Origin of the sequence: Paenibacillus sp. FSL H3-0302 (genome assembly GCF_037982245.1) — a bacterium.
GTDB classification, from domain to species: Bacteria; Bacillota; Bacilli; order Paenibacillales; family Paenibacillaceae; genus Paenibacillus_AQ; species Paenibacillus_AQ odorifer.
The window spans coordinates 622,338-649,042 of the sequence record NZ_CP150284.1 but is presented as its reverse complement, the minus strand read 5'-3'; the positions used below and the strand labels follow the sequence as shown (position 1 = coordinate 649,042).

General features: G+C 45.4%; 19 protein-coding genes. 2 read left to right on the top strand and 17 right to left on the bottom strand.

What is annotated here, in order from left to right:
- Positions 1-191 precede the first annotated feature (191 nt).
- From MHH50_RS02865 to MHH50_RS02830, 8 genes are all read right to left on the bottom strand, one after another.
- Positions 192-1,349, bottom strand: a complete 1,158-nt coding sequence (locus MHH50_RS02865; RefSeq protein ID WP_076278130.1) for a Ger(x)C family spore germination protein — start codon at positions 1,347-1,349, stop codon at positions 192-194.
- Entirely contained in the window at positions 1,346-2,896 is a 1,551-nt protein-coding gene (locus MHH50_RS02860; RefSeq protein WP_139330151.1) for a spore germination protein, read from the bottom strand. The genes MHH50_RS02865 and MHH50_RS02860 overlap by 4 nt, the downstream gene beginning before the upstream one ends.
- Before the next feature lie 1,270 nt (positions 2,897-4,166).
- On the bottom strand, positions 4,167-10,541 hold the full coding sequence (locus MHH50_RS02855; RefSeq protein WP_340033911.1) for an S-layer homology domain-containing protein: 6,375 nt from the start codon (positions 10,539-10,541) through the stop codon (positions 4,167-4,169).
- Between the two features lie 19 nt (positions 10,542-10,560).
- The gene (locus MHH50_RS02850) at positions 10,561-11,439 is read right to left on the bottom strand and encodes a carbohydrate ABC transporter permease (RefSeq protein ID WP_081383335.1); all 879 of its coding nucleotides are present in this window, start codon (positions 11,437-11,439) and stop codon (positions 10,561-10,563) included.
- Positions 11,439-12,416, bottom strand: coding sequence for a sugar ABC transporter permease (locus MHH50_RS02845; RefSeq protein ID WP_081383334.1), 978 nt, complete (start codon positions 12,414-12,416; stop codon positions 11,439-11,441). The genes MHH50_RS02850 and MHH50_RS02845 overlap by 1 nt, the downstream gene beginning before the upstream one ends.
- A 34-nt stretch (positions 12,417-12,450) precedes the next feature.
- Positions 12,451-13,851, bottom strand: coding sequence for an extracellular solute-binding protein (locus tag MHH50_RS02840; protein ID WP_076124434.1), 1,401 nt, complete (start codon positions 13,849-13,851; stop codon positions 12,451-12,453).
- Between the two features lie 93 nt (positions 13,852-13,944).
- Positions 13,945-16,359: a hypothetical protein gene (locus tag MHH50_RS02835; protein ID WP_076310498.1), complete on the bottom strand. Its 2,415-nt coding sequence runs from the start codon at positions 16,357-16,359 to the stop codon at positions 13,945-13,947.
- A 67-nt stretch (positions 16,360-16,426) separates the two neighbouring features.
- Positions 16,427-17,479 (bottom strand): LacI family DNA-binding transcriptional regulator, encoded by a 1,053-nt coding sequence (locus MHH50_RS02830; RefSeq protein WP_076124437.1) that lies wholly within the window; start codon positions 17,477-17,479, stop codon positions 16,427-16,429.
- A gap of 214 nt (positions 17,480-17,693) precedes the next feature.
- On the opposite strand from MHH50_RS02830, the gene MHH50_RS02825 reads away from it, so the two are divergent.
- Positions 17,694-18,011 carry an MGMT family protein gene (locus tag MHH50_RS02825; protein WP_076124439.1) on the top strand — a complete coding sequence of 106 codons (318 nt, stop codon included), beginning with the start codon at positions 17,694-17,696 and terminating at the stop codon, positions 18,009-18,011.
- Here MHH50_RS02825 and MHH50_RS02820 read toward each other — a convergent pair.
- From MHH50_RS02820 to MHH50_RS02785, 8 genes are all read right to left on the bottom strand, one after another.
- Positions 18,008-18,703, bottom strand: a complete 696-nt coding sequence (locus tag MHH50_RS02820; protein WP_038568569.1) for a DUF1361 domain-containing protein — start codon at positions 18,701-18,703, stop codon at positions 18,008-18,010. The genes MHH50_RS02825 and MHH50_RS02820 overlap by 4 nt on opposite strands.
- Positions 18,704-18,853: 150 nt before the next feature.
- Positions 18,854-20,617, bottom strand: coding sequence for a SulP family inorganic anion transporter (locus MHH50_RS02815; RefSeq protein WP_340033910.1), 1,764 nt, complete (start codon positions 20,615-20,617; stop codon positions 18,854-18,856).
- Between the two features lie 107 nt (positions 20,618-20,724).
- Positions 20,725-21,051, bottom strand: a complete 327-nt coding sequence (locus tag MHH50_RS02810; protein ID WP_036676741.1) for a metalloregulator ArsR/SmtB family transcription factor — start codon at positions 21,049-21,051, stop codon at positions 20,725-20,727.
- A 61-nt stretch (positions 21,052-21,112) separates the two neighbouring features.
- A complete protein-coding gene (locus MHH50_RS02805) occupies positions 21,113-21,490 on the bottom strand; it encodes a hypothetical protein (RefSeq protein ID WP_038568565.1) in 378 nt (125 codons plus the stop codon).
- A gap of 62 nt (positions 21,491-21,552) precedes the next feature.
- Entirely contained in the window at positions 21,553-23,121 is a 1,569-nt protein-coding gene (locus MHH50_RS02800) for a phosphatidylserine/phosphatidylglycerophosphate/cardiolipin synthase family protein (protein WP_076124442.1), read from the bottom strand.
- Positions 23,122-23,296: 175 nt separating this feature from the next.
- Positions 23,297-23,590 carry a putative quinol monooxygenase gene (locus MHH50_RS02795; RefSeq protein ID WP_076124444.1) on the bottom strand — a complete coding sequence of 98 codons (294 nt, stop codon included), beginning with the start codon at positions 23,588-23,590 and terminating at the stop codon, positions 23,297-23,299.
- A 58-nt stretch (positions 23,591-23,648) separates the two neighbouring features.
- On the bottom strand, positions 23,649-24,284 hold the full coding sequence (locus tag MHH50_RS02790; RefSeq protein ID WP_076101373.1) for a nitroreductase family protein: 636 nt from the start codon (positions 24,282-24,284) through the stop codon (positions 23,649-23,651).
- A 33-nt stretch (positions 24,285-24,317) separates the two neighbouring features.
- Complete coding sequence (locus MHH50_RS02785) at positions 24,318-24,746, bottom strand: MarR family transcriptional regulator (RefSeq protein ID WP_076304354.1); 429 nt, start codon at positions 24,744-24,746, stop codon at positions 24,318-24,320.
- Between the two features lie 158 nt (positions 24,747-24,904).
- On the opposite strand from MHH50_RS02785, the gene MHH50_RS02780 reads away from it, so the two are divergent.
- Positions 24,905-25,690 carry a carbon-nitrogen family hydrolase gene (locus MHH50_RS02780; protein WP_076124736.1) on the top strand — a complete coding sequence of 262 codons (786 nt, stop codon included), beginning with the start codon at positions 24,905-24,907 and terminating at the stop codon, positions 25,688-25,690.
- 102 nt (positions 25,691-25,792) lie between these two features.
- Here MHH50_RS02780 and MHH50_RS02775 read toward each other — a convergent pair whose 3' ends face one another.
- Entirely contained in the window at positions 25,793-26,686 is an 894-nt protein-coding gene (locus tag MHH50_RS02775; protein ID WP_340033909.1) for a hypothetical protein, read from the bottom strand.
- Between the last annotated feature and the right edge of the window lie 19 nt (positions 26,687-26,705).

The following is a 26,705-nucleotide window of genomic DNA, read 5'->3' as shown; positions in this document are numbered from 1 at the left end:
TGTTCTAGGTATGGTGAAGGACTAGGGAGTGACCATCTCATTGCCAATGCAAAAGCAATACAGAATGATACCAGACATAGTGCGGAAGAAACATAAAAATCCCGCTTCATCCCCTGTTTCCATAGACCATAAGGATCACTCAAAACAATTACCGCATAGATAAATATGACCACAACAACCAATTTTATCACCTATTTTTGATGAATCTTGATAGACCTTGACGTTTGTGCACTGCTCTCGATAATCACCTTGGAATTCACTACTATCTCTACGTTGGAAAATTCCTTCCCCCAGTTTTTCTCGATTTTCTCCCAGGTCCGTGGCATTTTCTCATGAAGAAGCTCTCCAAATCCAAAAATATCTGCTTGGTAATCCTTCTGAACCTTATGAATAACGGAGAGAATCTGCTCCTCCAGTTCTTTTTCAGCCCACCTTTCTATAGTCTTCTTGCTGTCCAGATTATTGAATTCCCCCGAAGATTTGACCTCGTCCAGTCCTGCGTGTGTCAGTGTATTAAGCTTTATTTGGAGCTTACCGTTTATCCATACAGGTTTTATTTTTGTACGATTGGATAAAATTTCGAGGGAAAAGGCAGGTTCTCCACTTTCATCCTTTACGATTAACACACCTCCCTGGATTTGATTGTTGGCAAACAACATGTATTTCGTTTCTTCGCCACTGATCATACCGATCATTTTATCCATCCTGAAAATAGCTGTTCCGCTAACTCGTGCATTCTTCGTCTTATTTTGTTCATGAACATAAATTAATGGAGCGATGGCATATTCACCAGAAGCCTCGAGCTTATCTATGAAGTCCCAAATTTCCACAACCGGCGCTGTACTTACATTTTTCTCAGTCCTCATCTGCTGTGCAAGTGCATAGGACATAATACTCTCAGTCGAACTGCTGAGACTTATGATTTCTTGAGCCGACTTCTCTTTAGCGACAAAAATATACACATCCGATCGGGTTTCCGTATCCCTGTTGTACCAATCTATTACTTTGGTGACTCCCTCCCTTGCAATCTCCTCACTAAGGATAATCGCCTTAGAATGGCTCCAAAATAACTTTTTTCCAGTGATCGAGATCATTCCCCTCACAATATCAAACATGGTCTCGCCCGCGAGCGTGATCATTTTGAAGCCAGCCTGACTTGATTTCATTCCTTCCTTTGTATCTACAATCTCTGTTGTCACCAATAACTGACCGTCTTTTTTCCCCTTATCAATCGCGACCCCGGCAACAATCGACATATCGTCAATTTCAAAGTAGTTCCAGCAGCCTGTATTGCAGATCAGAAGCATCATGGATGTAACAATCAGAAGTATCCTTTTCAGCTTGCTCATGGTCTTCTCCTTATTTTATTGGAACCTTTTCTCCTCATATTTCGTGCCCCAATTAACGCCGGACGCAGATACATATGCCACCACGGCGCCCTGATCGCTGTATCTTTAATGTCCTGAGGACGGATTGAGCCTACTCCAAGCATGTATGGAACCCCAAAACTACGCAGACTCATCAAATGAACTACTAAACCAAGCATTCCAAGAAAATAACCATATATCCCTAGAAAAAAACTCGCACCCAGCAGCAATGTTCTTACGATAATTAAAGGACCGGTCAACCTAGGGTTAAGTAGCGTCATGATCCCTGTTAAACCGACTACAATAATCATTGGAGCACTAACTATTCTAGCCTCCACTGCTGCTTGTCCTAACACGAGAGCGCCTACGATACTGATAGCCTGTCCTATATAGGTAGGTATCCGCTCACCCGCCTCTCTTAATATTTCAAATATAGTTAACATGAATAACGCTTCTACTATTGTAGGAAAAGGGACTGCTACTCTTGCAGTAGAAATACTGAGCAACAACATGGTTGGGATCATTTCCTGGCTATAGGTAACTAAAGCTACGTAAAGAGCAGGTATACTGATCGACAAAAAAGCTCCAAAAACTCTCAACATTCGATTGAAGGAACCAAAATAAAAGTTAATGTAATAATCCGAGCTGGCTTGAAAATTCTCTACAAATACATAGGGAACAGTCATTGCAAACGGGCTGCCTTCAATGAGCACGGCAACTCTGCCCTCCATCATGTTACTGACTACGGCATCCGGGCGCTCTGTACTTCCTGTCATTTCAAAGGGCGAATAGGGCTCGTCTCTAATTAATTCCGCCAGAGATGCCGTATCTAGAATAAGATCTATGTCAATCTGTTCCATTCGATTCTGTAATTCTTTGAGAATAGCCGGTGATGCTAACCCCTCCATGTAACAGATACATATCGGTGTTTTGGACCGTGTTCCCAGTGAACTAAAAACAAATTTTAACTCGGAATCTTGTACCCTGCGCCGAATAAGAGTGAGATTTACTAACAGTGATTCCGTAAATCCCTCCCTTGGACCTTTCACACTTTTTTCGGTAACCGGTTCCGCAAGAGCTTTCGTCTCCCAACCCTGTGCACCAATGTTCAGAACACCGGCATAACCGTCCATCAACAGTAAGGTCTTGCCAGCTATAATCGCATAGATCATTTCATCAAAATTCTCAGAGGCAACCACATCGCTAATACTAATGACCTGCGTCCGGATGTTCTCCATCAGCTCGGCTTTATTGCCACAATCCTTTTCGGTAAAATCAAATGCCATGACGGGCTTGATAATCCCCTCTTGGATCATATGTTTGTCAACCATTCCGTCAACATAGACTAATCCAAAGCGAAGACTATCACTAAACATGTTGCTAAACACTCTGATTCTAAGCGTTCCATCGTTCTTGAATATGTCTCTAAACAAAGTCATCATTTCATCCAGTGACGTACTCAGAGTCTGCTCAGATTTTGTGTTTTTTTGAGACGTATTGCTGTTCCCACCTGCTGGCCGTTCCTCCACAGTAGTCACTCCTGTCAGAATTAGGTTTCCTAGAAATTATCCCCCGTCTCTCCAAATCCTATCCGCCAAAATTATACTGAAAAGGGATCAACAAGAAAGAAAATGAGACTGCTCCATAGGCTGGATTCCGCAGGTAAGTCACTAAATCAGCCCTTGGGGTCATGCCAATAGCGACTCACTGCATACATCCTCAGACACTTTCGGCTCAGGCACGCAACACCGCATACATCCTCAGACGCTTACGGCTCAGGCACGCAACACCGCATACATCCTCAGACGCTTTCGGCTCAGGCACGCAACACCGCATACATCCTCAGACGCTTTCGGCTCAGGCACGCAACACCGCATACATCCTCAGACGCTTATGGACTCAGAAGGCGTTATTTGCTCAATTATCGCCTTTTGGGCACAGTTTCGGACTCCAGTGCAGCTATCTCATCAAAAGTGGCTCTAATCGGGCGGTTTTCATGCCAATAGCGACTATGGGGTCCGATAGCACACCAAAAGTCGATAAATGCAACGTTTAGGGGCTCCTGGGTCCGTTGCCGCCGAGTCACACTCATCCTTTGGGCTTACTGACCTAGCGCAATAACACCGGACACATCCCCTGAGGCCTACAGACTCAGACACGATAACACCCCGTGCATCCTCAGGCGCTTACGGACTCAGGAGGCGTTATTGGCTCAATTACCGCCTTTTGGGCACATTTTCGGACTCCAGTGCAGCTATTTCATCAAAAGTGGCTCAAATCGGCCGTTTTTTATACCAATAGCGACTATGGGGTCCGATAGCACACCAAAAGTCGATAAATGCAACGTTTAGGGGCTACTGGGTCCGTTAGCGCCGCATCCCAGTCATCCCTTGGAACTTACGGACTCAGTCACGATAACACCGAGTGCATCCTCAGACGCTTACGGACTCAGGAGGCGTTATTTGCTCAATTATCGCCTTTTGGGCACAGTTTCGGACTCCAGTGCAGCTATCTCATCAAAAGTGGCTCTAATCGGGCGGTTTTCATGCCAATAGCGACTATGGGGTCCGATAGCACACCAAAAGTCGATAAATGCAACGTTTAGGGGCTCCTGGGTCCGTTAGCGATCTCTTGCGTGCAAATTACATACCATGAAGCAAAGTTTGTTTTAAGAGCGTGGTGGATACGAGCATGAGATTAGGTGTTTGGGGTTGGCAGCAAAAAAACACAGGTGCCCAGCAGTCATGATCATGACTACGGGACACCTGCGTCTTTTTTATATCTTGTATTGCTGCATGATTATTGAAGCTGCTCAAACAGGCGGAAGATCACGGTCGCTGCTTGCGCTCTTGTAGCCTTGCCGTTTGGTCCAAATTGGTTGGATGTCATACCGTTAATAATTCCACTAATACGCATCGCTTCTACAGCTTTGGCTGCATCCGCAGACAACTGGTTCACATCAGAGAATGCTTCACCAGAAGCCTTTGTTCCGTCGGTCAATGGGATATTAATCGTCTGAGCCAAACGATAAATCATGACCGCCATTTCCTGACGAGTAATCTCCTCGCTTGCACCAAAGTTGCCATCCGCTTTGCCTTTAACAATACCGAGCTTTTGAGCGCTCGCAATCGGACTGGCATACCATGCCCCATCCTTAACGTCTGTAAATGTGCTTACAGCCGTCTCATCTAGTAAATCAAAAGCGTTCATCAATATTTTGATGAATTCTGCACGGGTCACATTTCCACTTGGATTAAAGTGTTCAGCATCCATCCCTTGGATTGCGCCTCGTGCTGCGAGTGCTTCAATACTGTTTACCGCCCAATTAGCTGTAGCGATATCTTTGAATGAAACATTCGAGTGAACCACTACATAACTGCCAAGCTGTTGCAAATTTAACTCAAGCATCTGTGTTCCTGTATTAAATCTTCCGTTCTTAACGATCTCTAGTTGCTGATTACTGTTCAAGTAATAAACCACTACTTTATGAGCTTTCTCACCAGACTTCAGCGTATAAGGAAGTGCCAGCTTGATCCCCGATGTCTTCAGTACATCGCCTGGAATAACCACACCATCTACGCAAAGACTGATGTCTTTAATTGTACCTGCATTCAACTGACTGCTTACCGAAAGTGGCAATCCGGATATATCTCCAGTGCCCACAATAAGCTTAAGTTTGCTGTTCTTAGCATCTTTGTAAGTCTTCAGGAAATTTTCCGGCAGCATTATGCTTGCTGTTCCTGTATCAATCTTGAGGGATTTAACATTCCCCGCTGCTGCCAGTGACTGCAGTGGCAGCTCAACTACAATTTGTTTCGCGTTTCCGGTAGGATTCACGACAATGGACAGAATACCATCCTTTGCATCCTTTGCTGCCTTTTCAACATCTGCGGCAGCCAGTTCAGCCAATGCATTTCCATCTGCTCCGATGACCGTCTGGACAACGATTTTACCATTGCTTACAGCAGGGGCAGCTGTCGCAGACGCGCTAGGCGACGGTTTTGCCGTGGCTACCGGCACATAAGTACCCGGTGCCTCTGTTGATTTCGGCGTTGACGTTGGTGTCGCTGTCGGTGCAGGTGTTGATGTTGGCGTAGGTGTTGGCGTAGCTTCTGAAAGCAACTTCAGGCCCGCAACCGCCCCAGTAAGCTGACTTAATGCCTCATCAATGTCTGCCTGAGTAGCAGTTCCACTCTCCAGCAACATCACTGCACGTGCTACCTCTTTCTCAAGAGTATTCCAGCTCTCCTCTACATAAAGGCTCTTATCCAGAGCCTCTATTGCTCTAAGCTTCTCCTCCAAGGCTGCAGTTATGAGAGGTGGATTTACAGAAACTAATGTTAAGGTATACGTTCTGGTCGTTGTTTTATCCAGTGCCGTCACAATGACCTTGTAACCCGTTTGAATTTCTCCCGCAATAGTAATGCTATCGGGTTCATACACAGCGAAGGTAACCCCTACCGGAACAGTAAGTCCTTCCTTCAGCTCATCAAGTGTAGTCGTATCCGGTAAAATAATTTCTTTGGCTACCTGATCAATAGATCCGCCCGGAATTGTGATTCCGCTGATCGTTGCATCATGAGCTTCGACAGGCTGTAAGGCTTCAAAGGCATTTTTCAAATTGGAATATGCCACATTAATATCACCATCGGTAGCACCGTCATTTGCATAAGCGGCTTTAGCAGCCTCTAGTGCAATGCGTAGTGCCTCCCATTGCTCAGGCGTTCCGGTATAATTTTCTTCATTTACCGAAGGATCTTCCGCTGTATCAATGGCTGCTTTAAGTTTAGATTTATCGTACCTCACACTGATGCGGCAGCTGGCAGCAATATCGGTGCCCGCCACTTTACCAAATATAGTGAAGTCTGTAGCAATGGTGAGTTTGTTAAGGGGAATTTCCTCCCATACCACACTTGCCAAGCCTGTCGTTTTATCGGCGTAAGTTACCGTAACCTTAGCTGGAAGAGTAGGCACGACGTTAACTGTCGTACTCACCGCAATCTGTTCAATGCTTACAATCGCACCATGGTCGCCGGGAGCAGGAACTTCTCCTTCTGGCTTAGACGAAATTGCCCGCCATTCCTTAACGCCTGTCCAAATACTAGTGGACTGCTTATTAAGAATCAAACGGAGTTTATCCGTCTTCACCTCGTCAAAGGTTACCTCGTTAAATGCATTTCTTGCTTTGCCTTTCTCGCTCAAGCCCGTTACCGGCACATATTTTCCGGCATCCTTATCCCAATATTCGAAGCTGTAATCTCCCGGTACCTGTACACCGCCTTCATCATCATAGAAGTACACGGAGCTGCCTGACAAAGTCACGGGCTCTTTCCAGGTCAGTTGTAGCCAATGGCTTTCACCGGGACCGCCCCAGTTCCCATACTGAGTTTCTGCTTCGCTATTGTAAATACTTGCTGAAGTATAAGGGATATAACCATCATTAATGCCATACACAGACTCCCATGCCGAAGTGTAAGAGGCACTAGGGGTAGCCAAAAGGGCAGCATTTCTGTATCTAAGGTTATCCACCGCCATCCGCATTTGATCCGTTACCACTTTGATCTCTTCCAGTGTATATTCTCCCTGAGCCAGCAATGCCTTGGCAGCAGTCAGTGCAGCTTGCAGCTCTTGCCATGTTGCCGCAGTAAAATCATCCTTGTTCCGGACAAGTCTGCCGGAATCCCGATCCGCAAACTTCGCGATCATCTCTGTCAGTTCTGCAGTAGCTACAAATACGGTGACTGGAACCTTCACGACAGTTTCAAGTTCCCCGTCGCTGACAGTCAGGCGGTATTCGTATTCACCAGTCGCCTTAAAGGTTGCTTGCAGCATGGCCTTATCAAGCCCTGTCTCCTCTACTTCTCCTTCACCTGAAATCTTCTCCCAGGTATAAGTCAGCTTGCCACTTGGCAATCCATCATCAACGATTTGCGGCATAATCGTCAGAGGCACATTTTGCTCAACCTTCAATGGTGTTTCTAGATAAACCTTTGGTGCCTGATTGGCAGCCGCCTTAACCTCCAGATTATTGTTGTAGATCTGAATCTCCTTTATGGCGGTCGCAAGTTCCAGCGAATGCGTCACATGAATGCGAATCGCTGCAGTGTTAACCTTTTGGAACTCTACATTGTTATAGTTGGAAGCAATATACTCCGGATAGCGGAATTGCCCCTCCACTGGTTTCCAGCTTCCATCAGCATCCTGATATTCGACACCGAATGTCTGTGGTGTACCATAACCGTTCAGAAGCCGGTCATTATAGAAATAGACTTTTACATTGTCCACAGCCTGGACTCCATCAAATTTGAACGTAACCGTATCGACGGAATTCGGCGAACCTCCGAATAAAGCTGTGTTTGACGTATGATTAATCGATGCGATTGTCGAATTGTCCGCCAGGTTGCGGATGTTCGAACCGCTCTTGATATAAGTCGATTCAACAGTAGTGCCTGAAGCAACAGCCAGATTCGTACCTTCATTAACAATATCTACGCCTGCTTTATTAAACATATCGACAGTCTTCTCATTGCTAGCTAGGGATGTTTGATCTGCCGCAGCAAGTGTCGTAGCACTGCCTTTTTCATATAACACCTGTGTCTTCGAGTTATCGCCAACAGCCCCAGTTACATCACCTGAAGGTTTTTCCACCTTACCAGTAGCTGTATCATAAATCAGATGGGACATTTCGTTAGTTGTCATTACGAGTTCATCATTAATGAAGAGCGAATAACCTGCTGGAATACCTTGATAATGAGGATTGTCGCTGTATTTAGCAGGATCCTGCCATACGATAGATAAGTTAGCATCATGATAACGCACGTTATCTACAGCAAAATAGTCATAATCAACATTAATCGGCCATAGCTCGATCTTGTCATCTGTCCGTGGCTGAATACCCGCCATATCTTCAACCACAGTGTAATTCATCATGCCAAGCGTATCGTGGTGAATCCATGCCCGTACCATATCTCCACTAGGGTTAGGAGGATTGTCTTTTGTCCATGGCGTGCCGAAGAAGTAATCCTCCAGCCAGAAAAATTCATTAGAGTCCAGGTGGTCCGTATTGCCCGGCTCCACTGTATGCAACCAAGCGCCCCAATCAAACAGTGTTTTGTAAACGTCACTATTGATGTTATCTATAGGATAATAGCGCAGAGAGGCACGAACGGTATTAATATAGTTGCCGAAGTTACACCATGCGAACTGGTCTGTACCGAAGGCATCCGTCTTGCCATTCTTGAAATCTTCCACCCGCTTCATAATGCTGTTCTGATCCGCTGTAAAGAAAGGAAAGATCGGATAATAATTCGGATCTGCGTAATCAGACAACTGGGATAAATATTTCGCCTCATATCCTTCTTCACCTTCAGTTGGTACTACACCAAAGTTAAAGACAAACATGTTATTATCCCGCCAAGGGTTGAATACATCGGTACCGCCTACAACTTTTTTGTGCAAAAAGCTGCCTGTACCATTCGTATCTGCCACACCGTCACCATCAAAGTCAGCCTTGTCGTACCACATCTCATTCAGAATTGAATTCTTAATATTCTGCGCCACAGTGTTCATTTTAGCTGCACCCGCAGTATCCCCAAGCTGCTCGTACATCTTCGCTGTTGCCACTGCATTGGCGTAGGTAGTAGAAGAGCCATCCAGCCGGGCATAGTTACCACTGCCATTCCAGTGCATGGATACGGTATCTCCGTCATTACCTGTAATCGGACCATGGTTATAATAAACAAGATTTGGATTAGTGCCTTTAAAATGTTCAAGTGTGCCGGTAACATCAGTGGCGGAAAAATCAGCGAACTTCTTCAATATTTCCTGACCACCACCGTAAATCTTGTAAGCATCCCAGCCTACTTGCGACGTGTTCTGCATCATATCCCAAGTCCAGATGTTAGGACGTCCGGGATTATTTTTATAGTTCTTATTCTCGGAATATTCCCCTTGAGCCAGCCAGGTTCCATACAAGTAGGAAGGATCACGCAGCCATTTCAGATCCTGCATCGCCCAAGGTACACTGACCGTAATCCCGTTGTTGTAGCCGAGAATGCCCTCCATGTTCATCGGGAACTGCCAGTCATTGCCCGGAATGTTGGCATCCAGCAAATTAAAGCGGTTACACCACCAACGATAATAAAGTACCTTCTTCACATTCTCATCGGGAACATCGATATATGGAATGTTCTCTGCCCACCACTCGTTGTACTCCCGCACCTGTGCGGAGAAGGCTGTATCATTGCTGTCAGCAGCCTTAAAGCTCTCATAATGCAGCTTTGAGCCTGGTATTTCATCCGCGAGCCAACCCATGACTACCTTTTGGTCAACGGAGCCACCGGCGGGCACTGTAATCTCTTTAACCAGTTCATTTCCGGAAGGACTCATGCCGTTTCCGCTCAGGTGAACATCCACGTAGGACATTGCTTCAACTACCTTTTGCCCGGCCTTGCCTATCATTAGCGGAGCAGCCACTCTGTAACCCACCAGCTCATCACCCTCAGCCGCTGAGACGAAAGGTGATTTAACCTTCATCGTCAACGTTATATCGCTGGCTGTAGGATTCTTCAATTGAAGCAGCGTTACAGCACTGTTATAGCTGGAAATAAATTTCCGCTGGTTAATCTCCAGGCCTCCGCTTGTGTAGGTCTGATTCTCATGACTCGGGTAGTTCTTCCGCACATTTTTCTGTTCCGCCAAGTCTCCTGTAGAAAGGGTGATGTTATACATCGTGTCCTTGTTCAAAGTATCCGCGTAATGCACTGTTCCCACAAAACCCAGTTTGGTATTATCCTGAGTCTTCATGTACAAAGCGCTTCCCCGGCTGAACAGAGTATTGGCGCTAACTTCGTCGTTGACATCATCCGGAATGACACCTTCGTTAACTAGCAAGGCGTCAAGCCAAGGCAAATCGGAATTATCTTTTGCAAAAGCCTCAAAATCAAAAGCTTCAATCGCTTGCATCATTTCTCCGACGGTGACATCGCTGAAATTAACGCCTTCCTTAACAATAGAATTATCCTTCCACTTCGCCTGCCCGTAATCGGTGCCTACACCTTCATGATAGAAATCAGTCGTGTAGTTAGCCGATACGGGAACAATCCCTGCATTTAATACCACAGCCGCGCATAATGCCGCTACAGAAGCTCTTCTGGGCCATTTATGACTTGTCATTTGGATGAATTCCTCCTTTTTATCCCTTGATTCCTGTTAATGTAATGCCCTCAACAAAATATTTGTTGCCGATCAAGAAAAATACTAGACAAGGAGCTGTAACGACGAGCGCCAGTGCCATGACCTGTTCATAGTTCGGAATGCGCATCCCGTTCACAATATACAAGCCCATAGGCAGCGTATAATCTGCTTCAGTCTTCAAATAAATCATGGTGTAGAAAAATTCATTCCAACAGTTGATAAAGCTGAACAACGCCACAACAATCATTGCGGGACGTATAAGCGGCAGCATGATGCGGGAGTAGATACGGAAGTAACCCGCACCGTCAATCTTGGCAGCTTCACTGAGTTCTAGCGGAATCGTCATGAAAAATTGCCGGAGCAAAAAGACAAAATACGCGTTGCCGCCTGCACAGAAAAAGGCCGGAATAATAAGAGCAGGTTTGCCAGCCAGTCCCAAAGAAGTGTACAGAGAATATTGTGGCAGCAGGGTTACGGCACTAGGCAGCATCATCGTACTGATGACCAGCACGAACCACATCCCGCGCAGCGGAAAGTTCAGCTTAGCAAAGGCATACCCCGCAAAGCTTGTCGTCAGCACCGTCCCGATCACATAAGGAACTACAATCGAAACTGAATTCCAGAGCTGCCGCAGGAACTGAATACGTTCCAACCCAAGCCGAAAATTATCGACATTTAGTGACTCAGGGAAAAACACAGGCGGCCGCGCCAGTATTTCTGTATGGCTCACGAAGGCACCTCGCAGCAGCCAATAAAGCGGAAAAGCAAACACCACTGCGAGCAGACAGGAGAGCAGAATCAGCCCGGTATTGATGGCTTTAGCTCTTTTCTTTTTTTTCTGGATACTTGTATAATTCATAATTGCGGTAGCCGCCATTATCTCGCCTTCTTTCTTTTGCCCATCGAATCGTCCCTTTTAAATGCGCCCTGGAAGTAGAACAGCACACCAGTAATGGCCATAGTGATTAGGAAGACGACCCATGCCTCAGCAGACGCCAAACCGCGCATCCCTACCTGAACAAATGAATGGTCATAGATCATAACGTTGATAAAATAAGTCATCCGATCGGGTGCACCATTTCTGGACAACACCACACTTTGCGTATAAATCTGGATAGAGGTCATCATGCACATAATCAATTGGAAAAAGAGGACAGGCTTGATCGTCGGATAGGTTACTTTGAGGAACTTGTGCCAAGCATTTCCCCCGTCCATCTCGATAGCTTCCAGCAATTCTCCCGGAACATCCTGCAGCGTAGCGATGAACACAACAATCGTCCCACCACAGGTCCACAAGCTCATGATAAACAATGTCTCAAAAATACGGATGGGATCTGTCAGGAAATCAACAGGGGCTATTCCTATCTGCAATAAAATCCAGTTAAGCAATCCACCCTTGGCTTGGTTCTGTAGAAGCATCTGCCACACAATCGTTGTCGCCAGCATCGGAACTACAGACGGCAGAAAGAATATAGCCCGCATCAAGTTTCTGCCGATAAATTTACGGTTCAATAAGAGTGCAACAATCAGACAAAAGGTGATTACAAGTGCCACGTTAATGAAGGCATAAATCAAGGTTACCGTTATGGATTTCTTGAATTCGGAGCTGGTATTGGTGAATATGTACCGGAAATTATCCAGCCCAATCCACTCCATAACTTGGCTTCCGCTCATAATCGTTATTTTATGAAAGCTGTAAAACAAACTGGCCAACATCGGATAAAGCGTCAATACCAAAAATCCAATAATGGCCGGTGCTGCAAACAAATATCCAGCCACCGCCTCTTTGGTGACACCTCTGGCATGCTTTTTAACATAGACCGCAGCCGTTTCGGTTTTGCTCTCTGGGTTCATAAGCAATAGCCCTCTTTTCAAATATAAGCTCTAATTAGGAAACCTTGCCGCTCTCGAACAACTGCTTGATCGCTGGCATGATCGCGTCATAGACTTCTTTAACACTTTTCTTACCTGCCAACGCCTGATCAATAGATTTCTCATATTCAGTATTCATCTTGAGGTAGGCAGGAACGTAATATGCAGGCCATTGTGCGATAGAGTCTTTCGTTGTGGAATAACTAAGGATAGTTTCTTTTGCGCTTTCAGGAAGATCGGAGGTCCACTTTTCAACCAAGGTAGGATCGGTATACCAATCTGCCTGGTTCGGCAACCACGCACCACTCTTCAGCAGCTCCAGACTGTTCTCAGGGTTGACCATGTAAGCATAGAATTTCTTGGCTTCCTCAATGTGCTTCGATGTATTGTACACAACAAGCGGAGCACCACAGTTCATCGTTACTGCCTTTTCCATCTTAGGCAGAACGCCAACGCCGATATCTTCATTACCTTTGATATTAGCTAGATCCCAAGAGCCGCTGATTGCCATGGCATAACCACCACTCAAAGCGTCTACCGCAGAACCAATTCCAGAATTCCAAGTGTAATTGAAAGCGGATGCAACCTTGTCTTTGTTAACGAGATCAGCTAGCTTCTGGATGGCATCAACCGTTTTGGGAGAATCCCATTGAAACTCCTTTCCATCCGGGGAAACAATCCCGCCACCGTTGGCATAAGCTGCCCAGAAGTGGTGGAACTCCCGTCCCGCTGTCATACCAAGCCCGTAGTTCTCGGTCAGAGCAGCATCAAAGCCTTCATCTGCCGCTGTTTTTCCTTTAGTATCTGTCGTTAGCTTTTTCGCGTTTGTCACGAATGTATCCCAATCCCACGCATTTTCAACTTTGGAGGGTGGATATTCAAGACCTGCTGCATCAAATTTGGACTTGCTATAGTAAAGCAGCTCCAACTGGTTGGATAGGCCGACTCCAATCACTTTTTGCTCAGGTGAATGGATTGTAATCGCTGATAGTTTTTCAGGAATGCTTCCGTCCGCTAATAAATCGCTGATATCTTCGATAATTCCCATTTCATTGTACTTTTGGATATCGCCTTCACCCATATAACTGATATCTGGAAGTTCACCGGATTCGAGCCGGGTCTGAATAAATGTATCAAAGGAGCCATCTGCTGGAAGTACTTGTGCATTGATTTTCACTCCGGTGTCGGCTGTATATTTTTCTGCTGCCGCTTCTACCAGCTTTTTCTGTACATCATCACCCCAATACAATAATTCCAAGGTTACATCTTTATCAGGCGTAGTTTCTTTGTTGGCTGCTCCAGACCCTTCAGATGCCTTTGGAGCCGCGTTGTTGGAATCGCCCGAACAGCCTGCCAGTGCGGAAAAAACCATCATTGATGCTAAAGATAGAACTAGAGTACGTTTTCCAAACTTCATGTTTGTTGCCTCCCTTTTTTTCATATCTATTTATTTCAAGCCAAGCATTTAAAGCTTTAGCCTAAAATCATCATGGTTTGTCATTCTTAGCGATTACAGACAAGGGCTGAATATTCCTCCGCCTGCCAGTCTTACGCGAGGCTCTAGTATCCCCTCAGTTGTGCGATATTCGAGCTTATCCTCAAGCAGCACATATCTTGACGGATATGCAGCGTAACTTGTTACGATCCAGCCCTCCGAGTCTTCTTCAATATAACCGTTAATACAGCGCATCTTTCCGCGTGGATCCCTGTACAAATATGTGGTTGTCCCGAAGCCCATTAGATAGGCCACTAGCTCCTCCCCCATATCCCAATCATCTCCTGTCACACCCGAGAACAGCGAAGCAAACAAGGAATCACTTGCCCCCACAAATACGGATTGCCCAAAACGGTTTCGCGACAATTCTGGCATGTTCAGGTTAGGAGCTGCCACACTATATGTAGAGGCTGCCTCTCCAGGCAACAAACGGCGTGGAGTAGAGCGTACATTCCAATCGTAACAATTGAATACTGCCATCGTAGAACGGTAAGCGGCTTCCAAATATTCAGGGTCTCCAAGGAATTCATAGGCAACCCGGGATGCTCCTGCTACCAATCCACCCCAAAGGGAATGAATCATATACGACAAAGCTTCCCACCAGCGATCCGGATTCTGCACTCTGTAATCATTACTGAATCCGATATTTGCCAGAATTAGTTGCCCATAACGCTGAGCCTCCTCTTTATTTCCAAGGTGACACAATGTTTCACAGGTAGGACCAAATCCTGCATTATCGTAAAAATGCTCCGTTATAGCTCCCTCATACTGCTGTATCCCTGTCTCCAGATTTCTGCCAAATTGCTCCCATAAGGTAAGTAGACGTTTATACTCTTTTGAAAGACCGCTCTGCTTCAGTGCCTCTAATAAATCAAGAATATAGAGCACAAATATACCATTTAGACGGCTCTCATCCTGTTCACGCTGCCCACTATGCCGATCAGGGTCTAGGCGAAGGCACATGATTTCGGCAGCCCATTGTAGATATTCTCTAGGAGAATGAATTTTAAGTAATGAACCATCCATTCGTGACAATAGATAAAAGACATGCCCAATATAATCCAGATCATAAATGCGGTAGAATTCTCCATACAAGGGACGCGGATGATTGAAATCTCCGCCTTCAAACCAATGCTCCTTCACATCCAATACTGCGGCAATCTCGGCCTTAGCTACTTGTTCGGGGACAGCCTTGGCCATGCTATTCTTCATTAGAAGAAAAGCAACCTTACCCAGCGATTCTCCCTGATTCGATAGCGGACGGAAGGCATATGGCCTCTCAGCCTCACCTGTCCCTCCAAAGTTGTTATTTACCAACCACTCGGCTCTCTTTTCCAGAATCAGGTCAATCGACTCCAGTACATTCCAGACCAGGATATCGGTCCGTCCATCTTCTAGCCCCAGCTCCAGCTTATGTTCTCCCGGCTCCAAACGCTGTAAAGATATAGTGTAGCTGCTGCCTGACTCCAACCGTACAGCTTCGTTCGTAATATTCTCCTGGCGGATCAGCTCCGTTACCGGTGAAGTGCTATACAAACGCAGCTCACGTAGAGCCTGGTCCTGCGGCAGATCAACAACAGCTTCGAACCTTCCTCCCCGGGTTAATACAGGCGTATAGCTCCAGCGTGGATGTCCATAGGCCATACCCTGCCTATAGAAATCATCTCGATTCTGACAGGGATGGAATATGTATTCCCAGTTGGAGGTCTCTCCAGCGTCAAGATCCAGCGGACTGTAAGCGTCACCATATATCCAGTCGGCAGCTGCAGATTCGGTCATAGATGATCCGTCCTCTACCAACGATAGCCGATGATACAGCAGACCATCCAAAGAAGGGGAAACCTGCTCAAGAAAACGATTCTTATAACTACAATAAGTACCTACGGTTACTGTTCTGCCCTGAACACCATAAACACCCAGATGTGGTGCTTCGTTGCTCCGTCGAATGGCAGCAATTTTAGCGAAATCTCCACCAAGATGGGGGAATACTGCACAGGACTGACTCATATTGCGCTGCACATTTTCATCTCTGTACATGATATAAGCGAGCGAAAACCACACATGAAGTCCATTAATTCTTACAGACTGTGTTGAGCGGTTCGTAGCTTCAATAGTCCATCTTAGTCGCTCATCTTCCAAAGAATATGTAAGTCTGATTGCAATCGGCGCGCCTTCAAAATCCACAATTACACGGTGTTTTCCTTCTGGCGTGATTTTGGGCAACAGATCAGTGCTTTTTATGATATTCCCGTCTAGCTCTATTGTCCATTCTCCGAATAGCTTATCTGTATCCGCATAACCTGCCTCTTTCAAATAAGACGGATCAACTACCCAATTCATTTCACTAGGGTCGCCCTGTAATATCAGAGACTGAAGTGCTCCGCGGTCGCTTAGCTCCATCCTGAAATTTTCGTTGCCTAGAATCGTCATTGCCTAGCACCTCTTCAATATTTTAAGTTAAACGTTTAGATTTATGAGGAAAAAGGAGCTGTGAAACTTATTTTTGTCTCACAGCATTTTTTAACGTAGCCACAGAATCACGTTCGATCAACCGGCACTCCGGCATGGTCAGTGAATCCATCTTCGTCCCCTTGATTAAATTGAACAAAACCTCAATAGCTTGATAGCCCATCTCATGTAGCGGAAGTTCCATCGTTGTTATACGCGGGCGTAAGTAATCACTGAATTCACGATTATCAAAACCGACAACCGACAGATCATCCGGTATTTTAAACCCTTTTTCCTCTGCCGCCTGCAAAATACCTACAACCATTACATCATTCATGGAAAGAATCGCGGTTGGAGGCTCCGGCAAAGCGAGCAACTCGGAGGTAAGACGATACCCTGATTCCCTCTCCCAGTCTCCCATCTTAATTAACAGTGGATCGAACGGTAATTGATATTCAGTAACGGCCTTGTAATAACCGTTCAGTCTTAATCTGGAAGGGATTGAATCCATCAAACCACTGATTACAGCAATTCTGCTATGTCCTTGGTTAACCAAGTAGGACATGGCTTGGTAAGCAGCTTGCTCATCATTATACTGGATAGAGATATCGTCCTGTGTGTAAGAGTAGGTATACACAATAGGCTTACCTTCCGTATCGATTAAACCCGTTAAATCACGGGGATGAACACCGATATAAATAATCCCATCCACTTGATTACTGAGCAGTTCGGCAACCGCATTAGCGGCATACTTTCGATAGTCTTCCGTATTCGAGAAGTTACGGCCGATACGCTTGTCCAAACGAAGATTCACCAGTAAAATATGCAAATCATTACGATCTCCAAAATCATTAATTCCATCGATAATATCGGGGGTGTTAAATACCGTCACATCTTCTGCAATAACACCTATTGTATTCGTACGGTTGAGTTTGAGACTCTTCGCAATAGCATTCGGCTTATAATTCAACTCCTCAATGGCTGCAACAACTCGTTCCCTTGTATCGGAACGTACATTGCGGGTACCATTAAGCACATAGGAGACTGTAGCAATCGAAACATTAGCCTTTGCGGCTATGTCTTTAATGCTGGTTTTCCTCATTACACCTTCTCCTATCTTATTATGGAACTCTTTCAATCACGTTGTTAAACGTTTAGATTATTTTTACAGTTAAAATATACCACGCGTATTTATTGCTTTGCAACCCCTTTTTTGCTATTCTCAAAAAATCCTCCTGTTCGTCCCCCGTTTCGTTTAGAATTGATTTATCTGTTGAGCATTGGATAAAAATAAGATATAGGAGCTTGAGCTTGCGATGACACCATTTACTGAGAGAGTTATTCATATCATACAGTCTATACCAGAAGGTAAAGTGATGACTTACGGAGGAGTTGCCCGCGCGGCAGGCAGCCCAAGAGGAGCGAGGCAGGTCGTTCGCATCCTTCACTCCATGAGCAAAAAATATAAGCTGCCCTGGCATCGGGTCATTAATGCTAAGGGAATGATCGCACTAACTGAGGATGAGTCTAACTCCCTCCAGAGGCTCTATCTACAGGGAGAGGGAGTTAGTTTTAATGAAAAAGGTGTGGTAGATCTGAAGCAATTCCAGTTTGAGCCGGAGTGTGCCGATTAGTACCCTCTGGTAACTCTTCGTCTTTCTCCGGTGCCAAGAGCATTGAGTAGACAATACATCGTCGCGTAAATGACCAGCAGGACAAAGGCAATGAACAAGCTGAAAAATACGGACTGGAGATTCAGGCTATCCAGAACAAGTTGATACAACTGATGCCTGTCCGTCAGGACGTCCCAGCTATTGAGTCTGTAGACTCGGCCAAGCAGTACACCATATCCCCCGAGCATACATGCCGCAAGCACGAATACCCATGACCACAGCAGGTTGCTTTTGCGATAAATGACCGTCTGGAACTGATACAATGAGAAAAAACCGGTCAACCATCCACTCCAGGTGAACAATAAAAGAGTGACCAAGTCATACCAGTAGCGATTCTGAATGGCCCCCTCCACGATATATCTACTTTTTCTTACCGTTAAATGCACCAGGTCAGTCATGAGATAAGGCGCGTTGGGAAAGAACAGCAACCACGCGACACCCAAAGGAAGAAGTAATAAACCGCCTATCTTCCTTTTGTCTAGCTCATAAGCAGCCATGGAGAATAAAAACGGAATCCAAGCTAAGAACAAATTCCAAATTAAAAAACCGTAAAACGAATCCGTCTGAAGTGACACTACACGATATACCGCCAATGTAGCGACAGACAATCCCGCCAAGAGCATAAACACCTTCGGATAATTCAATTCCTTCATGAGCTTATATTCTCCTTATCGATATTAATTACATTAAACTTATACCCAATTGTACAAATTCAGAATTCCGAAGTCCAATTTTAATACAAAAGCCCAGACGCAAGAATAGCGCCCAGGCCGACTTTATTTATTAAGCTCAAGTACCGCTGATTAGTTCAGAGGCAATGCTGGCTTCTTGCGTCCTGTCAGACCTCGTAGTCCACCTGCATCCTCATGACAGGATAATGCCGTACACTCCCTAAACGCCGCATGACTGCATCCGATACATTTATTGTGATTAATACTGCTAAGAGCTTCATTGATCGCTTCACCGGTATGATGATAGAACTGTGCCTCTCCTATTTTGTCATATAGCCCGGTTCTCTTAAGAAGCTCAAGCGGCTGCGGCTGAACACCGGAGATCATCAGTTTCCCTCCAACAGCATGGAGATGCCGCACCAGCTCCGCCAGATTGGATTCACCCGTAGTATCCATGAATGGCACTTTTCCCATCCGCATTAATATAATTTTCGGCTGATCGGAGCCATAACCCGGCATGGTGTCATCAAATCTATACGCAGCGCCAAAAAACAGCGGCCCTTCCACGGTATAAATCCCAATCTGCGGACAATCATGACTCTCCGTTACCATATGTGCTCCTACCTTGACGGAATTAGGATCAGGCAATACTTTGGATACCAGATGAACCTCTCCCATCCGTTTCACAAACAAAATCACCGCAAGAATCAATCCCACCTCTACGGCCAGCGTTAAATCTGCAAATATCGTCAACAAGAAGGTGATGAATAATACCAAAGAATCGCCTGTTTTGATTTTAAGCAATTGAAGAAATTGTTTACGCTCACTCATATTCCAAGCTACTACCATCAAGATAGGAGCCATCGCTGCCAACGGAATACTAGAAGCATAGGGTGCAAACAACAGAAGAATTAGGAATACCACTACCCCATGAACGATCCCTGAGATCGGAGAAACTGCGCCGCTTTTGATATTTGTGGCGGTTCTGGCAATGGCACCTGTGGCTGGAATTCCTCCAAACAATGGAGCTGCAATATTGGCGATTCCCTGACCAATCAGTTCACGGTTGCTGTTATGGCGGCTGCCCGTCATCCCATCAGCTACGACAGCTGACAATAAGGATTCAATAGCACCCAACATCGCGATGATAAAGGCCGGACGAATCAGCAGTGTAATCCGCTCCCAGGTAATGGTCGGAAAACGGAAGCTTGGCAATGTATTAGGGATATTCCCATAGGCCAAACCAATCGTAGTCACCTTACCGCTAAAAAATAACGCTGCTATGACAGTTGCACAAAGAAGACCGACCAATGAACCCGGCACCTTCGGAGCGAAGCGAATCGCTAGGATAACAACGGCCAGACAAATCGCGGCGGTCAGGATACTATATCCATTGATCGTCGATAGATGAAGTCCAATTTCTTTCATGTTATCTACAAAGCTCTCGTGCCGTTCAATATCCCTTAACCCAAGGAAGTTAGCAATCTGTCCGGTGAAGATAATAACCGCTATGCCTGCTGTGAAACCAATCGTGACCGGCTTCGGAATAAATTTAATCAGTACACCCAGCCTTAACAATCCCATGAGGACTAAAATAACCCCCGCCATCATCCCCGCTAACAGCAGGTTCTCATAACCATACTGCATCCCAATGGCGAACAAGATAGGAATAAATGCACCTGTCGGTCCACCAATCTGAAATTTCGATCCCCCGAACAATGAAATACATATGCCCGCAACGATTGTCGTATAAATGCCATATTCCGGCTTTACACCAGAAGCAATAGCAAATGCCATCCCTAAAGGAATGGCAATAACCCCGACGATTGTCCCTGATATCAAATCCTTGCGAAAAGCGTTCATGTTGTAGCCTTTATAACGACCCCGCCCTGTCATGTTCAAACCTTCTTTTCTTTAAATATCTGATTATTTGAATATAAGAAGAACATTACTCTAGGACGCGACTGTTGTCAACGCCAAAATAACGTTAATCTATTCCATTTTCACTCGCCGCGCATGCCTTCCAGCAATGAAATGGTATTCACGAGATGGTTATCAAATATTTGTTTGGCCACGACCAGAAGGTCCTTGATCAGAGGATCACGTAAGGCATAAATGACTGTGGTGCCTTCTTTCACACTGGTTACTACATTTTTGGCGCGTAAAACAGCTAGCTGCTGGGATACAGCAGAACCTTCCGAGCCGAGAATAGCCTGCAGTTCATTCACATTCTTCTCACCTTCGCTAAGCAGCTCCAGAATACGAATACGCATCGGATGAGCCAGCGCCTTGAAGAATTCGGTCTTAAATTGCTGAATTTCGGTGTTCATAGCTTTCTACTCCTCATGCTTAACTTTCTGAATCTAATGTTATCTTAGTCCCTAAGAAGCGTCAAATACTGAAGGGATAGATTCGCACATCACGGACCTGCAATTCTACGAACACACCCAGTGCCATAGGTTCACCGAGACACTCGAACATCACTAACCCTTCACCTATTCGTAAAAATCCTGTGCCATCTTCTTCAATATTCTCCAACACGCCCGTAAAAATAACCCTATCCTGTTCGAGCCTGATGTTGAACTCACCTGCAGGCACAGGATGGATATCCACCCACCTCATAAGCAGCTCCGAAAGCTCGAATTCCACATCCATTTCTACCCCTGGATTCACAGGAGCACCACACCAGATTCCCCGGCCCTCCCCAAATTCTGTGAGAAAAAATACCTCGTCCTTTTTCAAACCACTTTTTGTAATTTTGATTTGCATAGCCCATACTCCACCCTAATGATTTATAACGATCATTATATCATGAGAATTAGCCCAATTTATCAAGTATAATTCTGGGTTGCCTTATTCAGATAAGTACTAGGGTGTAACCAAGGATGCTTAAAGAACTCACTTTTACTGGTAATCTTCCGCGAGACACTCAGGTCATAATTGATCATAGACTTTATCTGCTCTGCAAAGGCCTCCCCTTTTACCAGCATTCCCAGCTCAAAATCGTGGCAGGCACTTCTTTCGTTGATATTATATGAACCATGAAAAACGGCTTGTGATCTATGATCATAGGTAATTTTCCAATGGGAAAATCGACCGGTGGCACTGTAGTCATAGAAGGAAACACCGTTAATAAACGGCATATACATATTGCCTCTTACCGCCGCGCGATTTGTAGGATGATCATTAACCTCCAGCGGGTTACAAATGTTCAAATTACACGAGCATTCCGGACCAAGCAGCCCGAGCCGATCCCAAAAATCCTGATCAATCAAATAAGGATTCACGATGATAGTCTCTTCAGCCGCGTATGTAATTAAATCCAGATAATATTGTTGAATCAGGTTAACCGGGTTACCTGGAAAGCTTGCTAACAGCGTACATTCTTCCTCACCAAAATGATAATCCACATCCGGATAATAAAAGACATCATTCACATCAAAATGATCTCCGCCTAGAAGCAGCCAGCGAGAATAGAACATCGCATTCAAAGGCTGCGCTGCTGCGCCGCGAATCCGGAAGCAGCCATCATGCCACTCAGCCTCTTTACTAGGAATCCCCTGTGGATGTCCATCTATACTCATTGCAGAGGATGCCTGCACTGGGGTCTCATACGTATATTGGTCACCAATATTTACACTGCCTATAATCGAGGTTACCCCATCTATGACCATAAACTTCCGATGATCGATGACATTCAGTCCTGTGACCTCAACATCCTCTTGCACTTTATCCTGCAGAAACAGGATACTTTCCGGCACTCCCGCTTGCTCCAGCGCCTTTCGTTTCACCCGCCATTCCATAGCTGAATAATACGAATTGAAGGTATTCAGCAGCTTGGCGCCTGCATTCTCAAGCTGATCAGCAATCTTGGAGAACTGGCCGTACTCCAGATTATTTCCGTACCCCAAAGCCGTCAATGTGTAATTGACCATAACCCTTACCTTAACGCCACGCTTAAGAGCATAAAACAGTTCATCTGCAACCAGATTGCCCGAGCGATCATTAAAAAAAAGCATGACAGACAGGTGGATATAATGCTGCGCTTTTCTGATCTCCTCTAATATCATTCCTAGACACTCTGGACCATTCACGTAAGGTGTTACTTGATTATTCCACGTAGTCTGCGGAGCCAGAACTTTTAGCTTGCCTGAGTCTAGTCTGCCCAATACTTCAGTAAGTTGTTCCAGTAAGCTTGGGCTAAATCCAGGAAGCTGGAATAGCTGCTGACTTGTCGTAATGACTCCGCCAAGCGTCTGACGATAGGCTCTGGCAGCCTCTAGGTCTATCCCCTCAAGCTTACGCTCCACCTCTTCTCCTGCTACACCCATAATACGGGCAAGCGATCCGCCGGATAGATAATAATTCAAGAAATCAATCATATTTCTCTGTGTCTTCATATGTAAAGTCCCCCATCGTTTATATTGCATGCCTTTGAATCAAGGTAAGGATAGATACCCTAGATCTCCTTTTTATAAACGGGGTGAAATGCAAAACAGGGATGCCCCACAGCCTTTATGGCTATGGATCATCCCTGTTTAGGATTAAATAAAATTCGCTAAGAATGGAGACAGCTTATTTTACCTGTTCTGCGCTAAATACTTTAACATCTAGAGGAGCAGCCAAGAATTCGCCAGCTTTAGCTGAGAAAGCAGTGAAATGAGCGCTCGTATTGTGGCTGGATACTGCATCAGCATCACGCCATTGCTCAATCATAATAAATGAGTTGGCTTCTCCAGCATTCTCATATAGCTCATAAGAAAGGTTACCCTCTTCAGCATGAGTAGCAGCCAGTAATGCTTTAGACTCCGTCAAAAACTGTTCACGACGCTCTGGATTAACTTTAAGTACAGCATGAATAATGATCATTGTATATTCCTCCTAAGATTAGTGTTTATGGTAGCGCGTTGGCTTACTAACTTTATAATTATTTCCACTCAGCAACTTTATCGATAGGCAGACGAACAGAGGGGTAACCTGCATCAACAGCTTTACCAATGGAGAGTAGCATTACAGGAACATAACGATCTTTTTCCATACCAAACGCTTCAGCGATTTGGTCTTTTTCAAATCCACCAATTGGGTTTGTATCGTAACCATGTGCACGAGCAACCAGCATCAGCTGCATAGCAACAAGTGCGCCATCGATAAGCACGGTGTCTCTGTTAATTTCCCGTGGCAGGTTAGCAAAATGAGCGGATAATCTGGTTAATTGATTTTCTTTTACTTCAGCAGGCATAAGTCCACGTTCAACAGCCGTACCGTAAATTTCTTCAGCGTAATCGAAGTTGTTGAGATCACCAAAGATGGCAATCATAGCCGCAGAAGTCTCTACTTGTACGTTATTAAAACGAGCGAGAGGCGCTAAGGTAGCTTTAGCTTCGTCACTTTCAATGACCAGAAAACGCCAAGGCTGCATGTTCACTGAAGATGGAGCAAGTGTAGCTTCGGTAAGGATCTGTGTCATTTCTTCTTTGCTGATTTTAACGGATGGATCATATTTGCGGATAGAGCGGCGTCCTGTAATAATTTCTTGAAAATCATTTGTTTGTGTAGCGTTCATATGATTAATTCTCCTTTGAGTGTGTTTTGTAAGTTACAACAGAATGATATTAGATTGCAGACGATTGAGCATATCAATGAGCACTGCTCGCTCCTGATCGTTAAAACCTGTTAGCAGAGTAGCGATAAACCGCCTTTTCTCTTCGCTATATTTAACCATTCTTTCCCGACCTTGATCGGTTAATGAGACCAATGTGACCCTGTTATCGGCTGGGTTATTGCGGCGAGCGATCATGCCACTCTCTTCCAATCCCTTCAGATGACGTGTGACGGCTGCCGCATCAATATCCATTTCCTTTTGCAGACTGATTTGGCTGACTTCATCTACCCGAAACAGTTCATGCAGGAGGCGAAGCCGTGTGGGACTGATCCCTGCACAACGTTCGAATTTTGGAGAGATTCCTTTGTTTAAGGCCTGCAGCAGTTCAAATATATGTTCTTCCTCAGGACAGTACTCCGTCAAAATATACCTCCTTTCTACATTTAATTGCATGCAATTGTTTTGTATGAAATTATACTAACGCATAATCATTGACCCGTCAACTAATATATCAAATCATTTTTAAAAAATCAACATTGCTTATCCTCATCCGGTGCTATACGCTTGAACAAAAGAGGAGGATACCTATGAGAATATCCCTGATTCAGCTGGATATAGCATTTGGCAATCCCGCTATGAATTATGCTGCCGTAGCCCAAAAAATAAGTGAAGCTGCTTCCGCAGCCCCTGATTGTCTGATTCTCCCTGAGCTATGGACCACTGGTTATGATCTAAATCGCTTAGAAGATATTGGCGATCCGGAAGGAGAAATTACCAAGGAATTCATCTCCAGCTTAGCTAAACAATATAGCATCAATATCATCGCTGGTTCTGTCGCTAGCCGAAATGATACTGGTGTAACTAATCGTATGTATGTATTTAATCGATCAGGTGAGCTCGTCGGACAATACAGCAAGCTGCATTTGTTCCAGCTGATGGATGAACATTTGTATCTACAACCGGGAGAAGCCAAAGGACTATTTACATTAGACGAAACGTTATGTGCAGGGCTAATCTGTTATGATATTCGTTTTCCGGAGTGGGTTCGCGCCCATACTGCACAAGGGGCGGAAATCCTGTTCGTCTGTGCTGAATGGCCACTGTCCAGAGTGTCCCACTGGCGGGCGCTGTTGATCAGCCGGGCCATCGAGAACCAATGTTTTGTTGTAGCCTGCAACCGTGCAGGCAGCGATCCTGCCAATATCTTTGCTGGGCATTCAATGATTATTGATCCTTGGGGAGATATTGTGTGTGAGGCTTCTGAAGAGGAAGAAATTCTAACCGGAGAGATCGATTTACATCAGGTGCGTGAGATTAGGAAACAAATTCCGATTTTTTCGGACAGACGTCCTGAGTTGTATAATTAAAAGAGCGTCATTGTTGAATATTAAAAAAGACGTTACGTAGGCTGGCATTATCCAGCTTTCCGTTACGTCCTTTTTTAACAGACTCCAACCCATGCTCAGCCCTCAGGAATACCGCTCGCGCAGCACCCGCGTTGCATCGAGCACACGTGGATCATCATAGTCCAAGCTGTATCCTGTCTCTTGCTGCAAAATGCGGGATGCTCTAAGAGAGACTCCACGACGAATTAAAGCCTGAATAATCCCCTCCACAAACACTTTCGCCACTTCAGGTCCACCTAGTTCACCAAGTCCAGCAATCGTCTCTGGACGAACCCGTGGATAAGCTAATGAGGAGTCTCCTCCGGAGGCTTGCGCATAGAAATTCCGAATTTGTTCACCACGTTCTTGACCCGAGCCAGAAACTACGACAAAAGCATGTACAAAATAGGCATTGTTCTGCCTACGCTGAGCAATACCACAAAACTTCCGCCCCCCAATGGCCAGATCGAAATCACCAGGGCAGTAAGAACCAACAATCTCACCAGCCTCAATTTGCGCCGCAGCCTGTGGATGACTTATAGCAACCGCTTCCGTAATCAAAGCAGCCAAGAGCTTAAAGTCATCATGAAAGTCCAGCTTTCCACGTCCTTTGGGCAGAACTAGAGAAACATTAATGATCCCTGCATCCAGAGGCACCGCAGCCCCGCCGGAATGCCTAACCGCCGTTCTAATCCCTTGCTCCTCAAGCGTGAGCATCGCCTGAACTGCACACGGTAGCTTACTGTCCCGAAGTCCAAGCGCTACACCACCAGAATGACTCCACAGATGCAAGCTAGGAGGTATAATGCCCGCTCCAACATCCCGGCATAAGGTTTCCTCAAAAGCGAACGGGACCAACATATCCTCTAAGCTATCTACTTCTATACCTTTGCTCTCATCCCTTGCACTCAGATGTTGAAAGAGCCCCATTTCTGAAGGAAGTTTACTAAATATTGAATCATACTCACGAGTATCCACCAAAGCCCCTCTTTCCCGA